Annotated in this window: 8 protein-coding genes and 1 pseudogene; 7 read left to right on the top strand and 2 right to left on the bottom strand. The window is 70.5% G+C overall.

The features are described from left to right. Positions 1 to 55 precede the first annotated feature (55 nt). Entirely contained in the window at positions 56 to 487 is a 432-nt protein-coding gene (locus tag ACWGH4_RS27825) for a hypothetical protein (RefSeq protein WP_441263713.1), read from the bottom strand. A 115-nt stretch (positions 488 to 602) separates the two neighbouring features. On the opposite strand from ACWGH4_RS27825, the gene ACWGH4_RS27820 reads away from it, so the two are divergent. Next, positions 603 to 1,328 carry a GntR family transcriptional regulator gene (locus ACWGH4_RS27820; protein WP_453465790.1) on the top strand — a complete coding sequence of 242 codons (726 nt, stop codon included), beginning with the start codon at positions 603 to 605 and terminating at the stop codon, positions 1,326 to 1,328. A gap of 282 nt (positions 1,329 to 1,610) precedes the next feature. Then, on the top strand, positions 1,611 to 2,261 hold the full coding sequence (locus ACWGH4_RS27815; protein WP_159695084.1) for a hypothetical protein: 651 nt from the start codon (positions 1,611 to 1,613) through the stop codon (positions 2,259 to 2,261). Positions 2,262 to 2,393: 132 nt separating this feature from the next. Here ACWGH4_RS27815 and ACWGH4_RS27810 read toward each other — a convergent pair whose 3' ends face one another. Continuing rightward, entirely contained in the window at positions 2,394 to 3,137 is a 744-nt protein-coding gene (locus tag ACWGH4_RS27810) for an SLATT domain-containing protein (RefSeq protein WP_453465788.1), read from the bottom strand. Positions 3,138 to 3,507: 370 nt separating this feature from the next. On the opposite strand from ACWGH4_RS27810, the gene ACWGH4_RS27805 reads away from it, so the two are divergent. From ACWGH4_RS27805 to ACWGH4_RS27785, 5 genes and pseudogenes are all read left to right on the top strand, one after another. Further along, complete coding sequence (locus ACWGH4_RS27805; RefSeq protein ID WP_078535290.1) at positions 3,508 to 3,843, top strand: YbaB/EbfC family nucleoid-associated protein; 336 nt, start codon at positions 3,508 to 3,510, stop codon at positions 3,841 to 3,843. Between the two features lie 79 nt (positions 3,844 to 3,922). After that, a complete protein-coding gene (gene recR / locus ACWGH4_RS27800) occupies positions 3,923 to 4,522 on the top strand; it encodes a recombination mediator RecR (RefSeq protein WP_005314484.1) in 600 nt (199 codons plus the stop codon). Continuing rightward, positions 4,515 to 5,174: a DUF5063 domain-containing protein gene (locus ACWGH4_RS27795; RefSeq protein WP_453465785.1), complete on the top strand. Its 660-nt coding sequence runs from the start codon at positions 4,515 to 4,517 to the stop codon at positions 5,172 to 5,174. The genes recR and ACWGH4_RS27795 overlap by 8 nt, the downstream gene beginning before the upstream one ends. A 275-nt stretch (positions 5,175 to 5,449) precedes the next feature. Beyond that, entirely contained in the window at positions 5,450 to 6,721 is a 1,272-nt protein-coding gene (locus tag ACWGH4_RS27790; protein ID WP_307707538.1) for an aspartate kinase, read from the top strand. Beyond that, positions 6,718 to 6,840: pseudogene (locus ACWGH4_RS27785) on the top strand (aspartate-semialdehyde dehydrogenase); the annotation flags it as partial. The gene ACWGH4_RS27790 and the pseudogene ACWGH4_RS27785, both read left to right, overlap by 4 nt.

Here is a 6,840-nt window from a genome sequence, read left to right as displayed (position 1 = left end):
GCACAGGCCACGCGTCTCCCCGCCGGTCACGGCCGGCCGTGACCGGCGGCAGCCCCTACGCCCCGGGTTCGACCTCGAGGAACCTCCGCCTTTTGGGGCCCCTGTACAGCAGCCCCTCCCAGCCCAGCCCCGCCAGTACCTCGGCGCACGCCTTGAGCCGGTCCTCCTCCTCATGGACGGCCCCGCTGCCCGGCGGGCCGAGCCACTCGACGTACACCGTGTGCGGGCGCTCGCCGGGGCGTACCCGGTAGCCGGTGGCCGTGCGCCGCTCCTCGTGGACGGCGGAGGGCGGGAAGCCGGAGGCCTCCAGCGCCAGCGCCACCGCGCGGACCGTCCGGACGAGCTCCCACGGCGCGGGCACGGCCTCTCCGCCCGTGGTGTTCGTCACCCGCCGGATCTGGAGCAGCCCCTCGAACGCCGTCCGCACCTCAGCGGCCCTGCCGGGTCCTGACACCGGCGGGCCGTCACCGGTGGCCGCCTCGAACATCTCGCGCACGCGGACCTCGCCTCCCCTCCCGCTCCGGACCGTACGCCGCCCGCGTACCGGCCGTATCACCCCTGGCCTATCGTGTCCGGGACCGAAGGCGAAGGAGAAGCCCACGATGCCCGGCTACGGCAGCGGTGGCGGGAGCGGCAACCCGAATGCCGTGACCCGCAGCACCCTGCGGCAACAGATCGCCGACGCGCTGCGTGACGAAGTGCTCGCGGGGCGGATGCAGCCTGGCCAGGAGTTCACCGTCAGGGAGATCGCCGACCAGTACGGCGTCTCGGCGACCCCCGTGCGCGAGGCCCTCGTCGACCTGTCCGCGCAGGGCCTCCTCGACTCGGACCAGCACCGCGGTTTCAAGGTGCACCGGTTCACCTTCGACGACTTCCGGACCATGGTCGAGACCCGGTCGCTGATCGTGGACGCGATCTTCGGCCACGTCACGACGAGCAGGCCCACGCCGCCGGCGCCGCAGGCCCTGCTGTCCGTGCGGCGCCGGGCGGAGGAGGCCGCGCGGGCGGCCCGCTCCGGCGACCTGGACATCCTCATCGGCTACGACCTGCGTTTCTGGCGTGAGCTGGGCGCGCTCGTCGCCAACCGCTACCTCTGCGACTTCCTGCACCGGCTGCGGGTGCAGGCGTGGGTGTTCTCCGTACCGTTCCTGCGCATGGACGCGGAGCTGCCCGAGCGGCTCTGGGGCGGCCACCAGGACATCGTCGACGCGGTGACCCGCGGCGACGCGGCCGGTGTCCGCGCCGAGATCCGGGCCTACGACGACCACGCGCTGGCCTGGGCGGAGCGCATGGAGCAACGGGAGAGGCGGACGCGGCGCGAAGGATGAGCGTCCCGATGCGCGAAGCCGCACCTGAAACTGCCTGGCCGGCCGGGGGAGAGGGCGGCCGGGGTGTGGGTATGGGTCGTGGGAGAGGAGTGACAAGGGGGTACCGGAACGTACCGAACCATGTCGAACGGACCCTTCGCGCACCGCGCCGGCGGCACTACGCTGTCCCGACCATCATCTTTCTTCACGCTTTCTCCACCTGAAGCCGCCGTCCCCGCGTCCTCCCGTCCAAGACCCTCGACCGCACCACTCGTGCCCGAACTGCTGAGAGCGAGCCCTCCCTTGGCCTGTGACCTGTGGCTGGTCCCCCTTGTCGACGTGCTGTGCCACAGCCCCGACAACCCCTTCGCCGAAGAGATCGCCGCCTACGACAAGGCGTTGACCGGCGCGGGCCTGCCGACGGTGCCCGTCTTCGCCTACATGCCGGGCCTGTCCGGCGATGTCGCGCCGGTCGCCGGCTTCGACTACGACGCGCTGCACTTCCTGCGGCGCGCCTATCTGCTGCAGCTGTGCGGGCTCGCGGTGACCCCCGTCGATGAACTGGGCGGCGACTACGAGCAGTTGCTGGAGATGTTCGAGACGACGGCGCAGCAGTCGCACCTGGTGTGGCACTACGACCACGCCGGCGCCTACGTCCCCGTCGACTTCGCCAACCCGCTCTTCAACGACGAACTCCTCGAGGGCGGCGGCCCGTTGGGCTCCACCCAGGGACTGTTGCGCGAGCTGGAGTACGTGGCCCCGTCCATCGGCATCGACCCGGCGAACCCACCGGCCGCGCCGGAGCCGCCCGAGCGCCCCACGGCACTGGAGGAGCCCGCGGGGCCGATCCCGTACGACGAGAGCCCGTTCGCCCGCGAACGGCATGTGTGGCTGGGACTCCACGCGGCGGCCACGCGGAGTCTCGGGCAGGGCTCGATGATCATCTTCAGCTGAGCGACCGTCCGCCGCCCCGGACGGTCAGGCCGCCGGACAGGTGCCCGACGACTTTCGGGCACCTCGTTCCGGCGCGGTGACGGCACGCCGCGGACCGCCACCCGCCGAGGATCGCGCCGGTGGGCTCGCGCTTCAGCGCGGCGGCTCCGGAGGGCGCTGCCGCGGCATGTTCGGGCGGGAGGCAGGGGGAAGCGGGAAGCGGCCCTGGATGACGCCGGGGGCCGGATGGGCGTCCGTCGCCGTGCGCGGGGGCGCGGAATGCAGCCGCAACGGGGCAGGACCGGGCCGGAAGTCCGTCATCCAGTCCGCGGTCTCCGAGCGGACCAGGTCGGAGACGTCCTCCGAGAAGCGGCGGAGCACGCCGAGGCAGCGCTCCGCGGCCTCGCTCGCCGTGCCCTCCGCCGGGCCCAGCACCTCACGCACGCTCTCCGACGCCCAGTCGTACTGCAGCGCCTGGAGCCGGCGCTGCACCGCCTGCGCGGTGGCCACGTTCCGCATCCAGCCGGACGTCAGGCCGAAGTACCGGTCACAGGCCAGACAGGCCGCCGCGAGGAGCAGCGAGAGGTAGCCCCAGGGCGCCGCCCGGCCGAGTGCGCCGGCGAGGTCGAGCAGGGGCAGGGCCGCTCCGGCGACCGCGCCGAGTGCCGTGCCCAGGCGCAGCAGACGCGCGGCCCGGCGCTTGCGGACCCGGTCGGAGAGATACCAGTCCACGGTGCGCAGCGCGTCCGCCTCGACCCAGCGGTAGAGCTCGTCGAGGCGGGCCGCGGGCTCGCCCCAGTCCCCGAGGGGGAACGGCCGACCCGTCAGGTCACCCAGCGGCACCTCGCCGCCCTCCCCGTGGGCCGGCCCCCCGGGCTGCATCTCCGGCTGGCTCACCGGTGCACTCCTCTGCGCTCTGCTGACGACCAGGACTGACGACCAGGACTGACTATCAGGTCCGAAAAGGTGCTGAAAAGGTGCTGACGCTACACCGCGTGACGTAGGTGGCGCGCATGCGTCCCGATGCGGCGCAGCCCCTTCATACCGCCGAATGGAGGGCTGTGCGCCCCCGATCCCCGGATTGCCGCCCACATGGGGGCCTTGGTCAGGTAAGGAGCTCCCGAAATGCCTCCGCCGCTCACCCGAAAGAGTTGCCGGAAGCGGGTAGGGCGCCCTGCTGGGCGAGCACGTAGGCTCAGGTGTACCGAAACGTACGGAGCATCCGGACGTACGGGATTTCCAGTCGTCGACGCAGCCAGGAGTGACCGTGATCCCCGGTGGTGGCCAGCCCAACATGCAGCAGCTGCTCCAGCAGGCCCAGAAGATGCAGCAGGACCTGGCGAAGGCCCAGGAAGAACTCGCGCAGACCGAGGTCGAGGGCCAGGCCGGCGGCGGGCTCGTGAAGGCGACCGTCACGGGCTCCGGTGAGCTCCGCGGTCTGGTCATCGACCCCAAGGCCGTGGACCCGGAGGACACCGAGACCCTGGCCGACCTCGTCGTCGCCGCCGTCCAGGCCGCCAACGAGAACGCGCAGCAGCTCCAGCAGGACAAGCTCGGACCGCTCGCCCAGGGTCTGGGCGGCATGCCGGGCATGCCTTTCTGAGACGTCCGGAGATACGTCTCCCCTACCTCTCGGTCACCAACTACCGTAAGCAGCAAGCACTCCAAGGAGAGGCGTTCCGTTGTACGAAGGCGTGGTTCAGGACCTCATCGACGAACTGGGCAGACTGCCCGGCGTCGGTCCCAAGAGCGCGCAGCGGATCGCCTTCCACATCCTCCAGACGGAGCCGGCCGACGTGCGCCGGCTCGCGCACGCCCTCCTCGAGGTCAAGGACAAGGTCCGCTTCTGCGCCGTCTGCGGGAACGTGGCCCAGCAGGAGCAGTGCAACATCTGCCGCGACCCGCGTCGCGACCCCTCGGTCATCTGTGTCGTCGAGGAGCCGAAGGACGTCGTCGCGATCGAGCGCACGCGTGAGTTCCGAGGGCGGTACCACGTCCTGGGCGGGGCCATCAGCCCCATCGAGGGTGTCGGCCCCGACGACCTGCGGATCCGCGAGCTGCTGGCCCGGCTCGCGGACGGCACGGTCACCGAGCTGATCCTGGCCACGGACCCCAATCTGGAGGGCGAGGCCACGGCCACGTACCTCGCCAGAATGATCAAACCGATGGGTTTGAAGGTCACGAGGCTGGCCAGTGGACTCCCTGTCGGGGGAGACTTGGAATACGCCGACGAGGTCACGCTCGGGCGTGCCTTCGAGGGGAGACGACTGCTCGATGTCTGACGCCATGCTGCACGCCGTTGACCAGAACCCGGACGACTTCGCGGTTCAGATCGCCGACTCGATCGAGTCCTTCATCGTCGCCACGACAGAGGTGGCGAAGGGCGACGAACCGGACAGCGCGGTGCCGTTCCTGCTGCTCGAGGTCTCCCAGCTGCTGCTGACCGGCGGCCGCCTCGGCGCCCACGAGGACATCGTTCCGGACGAGCGGTACGAGCCGGACACCGGCCCGGACGCCGACGTCGACGACCTGCGCATGCGCTTCGCGGCGATGCTCGACCCGGTGGACGTCTTCTCGGAGGTCTTCGACCCCTACGAGCCGCGCAAGGCGCCGGTTCCCTCGCGGATCTCCGACAGCCTCGCCGCCATCGTCATGGACCTGCGCCACGGGCTGGCCCACTACCGGGCGGGCCGCACCACGGAGGCTCTGTGGTGGTGGCAGTTCTCGTACTTCTCCAACTGGGGGCCGACCGCCTCCGCGACGCTGCGGGCCCTCCAGTCCCTGGTCGCGCACGTCCGGCTCGACCAGCCGCTCGCCGAGCTCGACGGTCTCGACACCGACGAGGACCTGACGGAGGAGGCGCTGGCCGAGGAGGCGGGCCGCGTCATGGTCGAGGAGATCCTCGGCCCGCCGGAACTGCGCCGGGCCCACTGAGCCGGCCACCGTCCTACCGCTGGCCGGCCCCCGGGTGAGCCCGTACGGCCGGATCCCGTGCCCGGTGCGTGTGAGCCGGCCCACACCTCCGCGTAGCTCCCCGCCCCTTGGGCAGTAGCCAGTCCGAACGGCCGCGGGCGCCCCTCCGGGACTTCCGGATGATCACCTGTTGAGCGGGACATCTCACCATGTGACATCACAGGGGCGATCCGCGGCCGCTCGATAGACTGAGCCGACCGCAGTAGTGACTGCACAAGACGGAACGAGGAGCGCACGTGGGCCTTGTCGTGCAGAAGTACGGAGGCTCCTCCGTAGCCGATGCCGAAGGCATCAAGCGGGTCGCCAAGCGAATCGTCGATGCCAAGAAGAACGGCCACCAGGTGGTCGTCGTGGTGTCGGCGATGGGTGACACGACGGACGAGCTGATCGATCTCGCCGAGCAGGTATCGCCGATCCCTGCCGGGCGTGAGTTCGACATGCTGCTGACCGCAGGAGAGCGGATCTCCATGGCTCTGCTGGCCATGGCGATCAAAAACCTGGGCCACGAGGCCCAGTCGTTCACCGGCAGCCAGGCCGGCGTCATCACCGACTCGGTCCACAACAAAGCGCGCATCATCGATGTGACGCCGGGCCGGATCCGCACGGCGCTCGACGAGGGCAACATCGCCATCGTCGCCGGCTTCCAGGGTGTGTCCCAGGACAAGAAGGACATCACCACGCTCGGCCGGGGCGGGTCGGACACGACCGCCGTCGCCCTCGCCGCCGCGCTGGACGCCGAGGTCTGCGAGATCTACACCGACGTCGACGGTGTCTTCACCGCCGACCCGCGGGTCGTGAAGAAGGCCCGGAAGATCGACTGGATCTCCTCCGAGGACATGCTGGAGCTCGCCGCCTCCGGCTCCAAGGTGCTCCTGCACCGGTGCGTCGAGTACGCACGCCGATACAACATCCCGATCCACGTCCGCTCGTCCTTCTCGGGACTGCGGGGCACCTGGGTCAGCAACGAACCGCAAGGGGATCAGAAGGTGGAGCACGCCATCATCTCCGGAGTCGCCCACGACGTCTCCGAGGCGAAGATCACGGTCGTCGGGGTGCCGGACAAGCCGGGCGAGGCCGCGGCCATCTTCCGCACCATCGCGGACGCCGAGATCAACATCGACATGGTCGTCCAGAACGTCTCCGCGGCCACCACCGCGCTGACGGACATCTCCTTCACCCTCCCCAAGACGGACGGCCGCAAGGCCATGGACGCCCTGGAGAAGGCGAAGAGCTCGATCGGCTTCGACTCGCTGCGCTACGACGACCAGATCGGCAAGATCTCCCTGGTCGGCGCCGGAATGAAGACCAACCCGGGCGTCACCGCCTCGTTCTTCGAGGCGCTGTCGGACGCGGGCGTGAACATCGAGCTGATCTCGACCTCCGAGATTCGTATCTCGGTCGTCACCCGCGCCGACGACGTCAACGAGGCCGTCCGCGCCGTGCACAGCGCCTTCGGGCTCGACTCCGACTCCGACGAGGCGGTCGTCTACGGCGGCACCGGACGATGAACCGCAAGCCGGCGCTCGCGGTCGTCGGTGCGACCGGAGCAGTCGGCGCGGTGATGCTCGAGATCCTGTCCCAGCACGCGGACGTCTGGGGCGAGATCCGACTCGCCGCCTCCCCGCGC

The sequence above is a fragment of the Streptomyces sp. NPDC054847 genome (assembly GCF_053610925.1).
The sequence above is the reverse complement of the archived record's forward strand: the minus strand, read 5'-3'. Positions and strand labels throughout refer to the sequence as shown.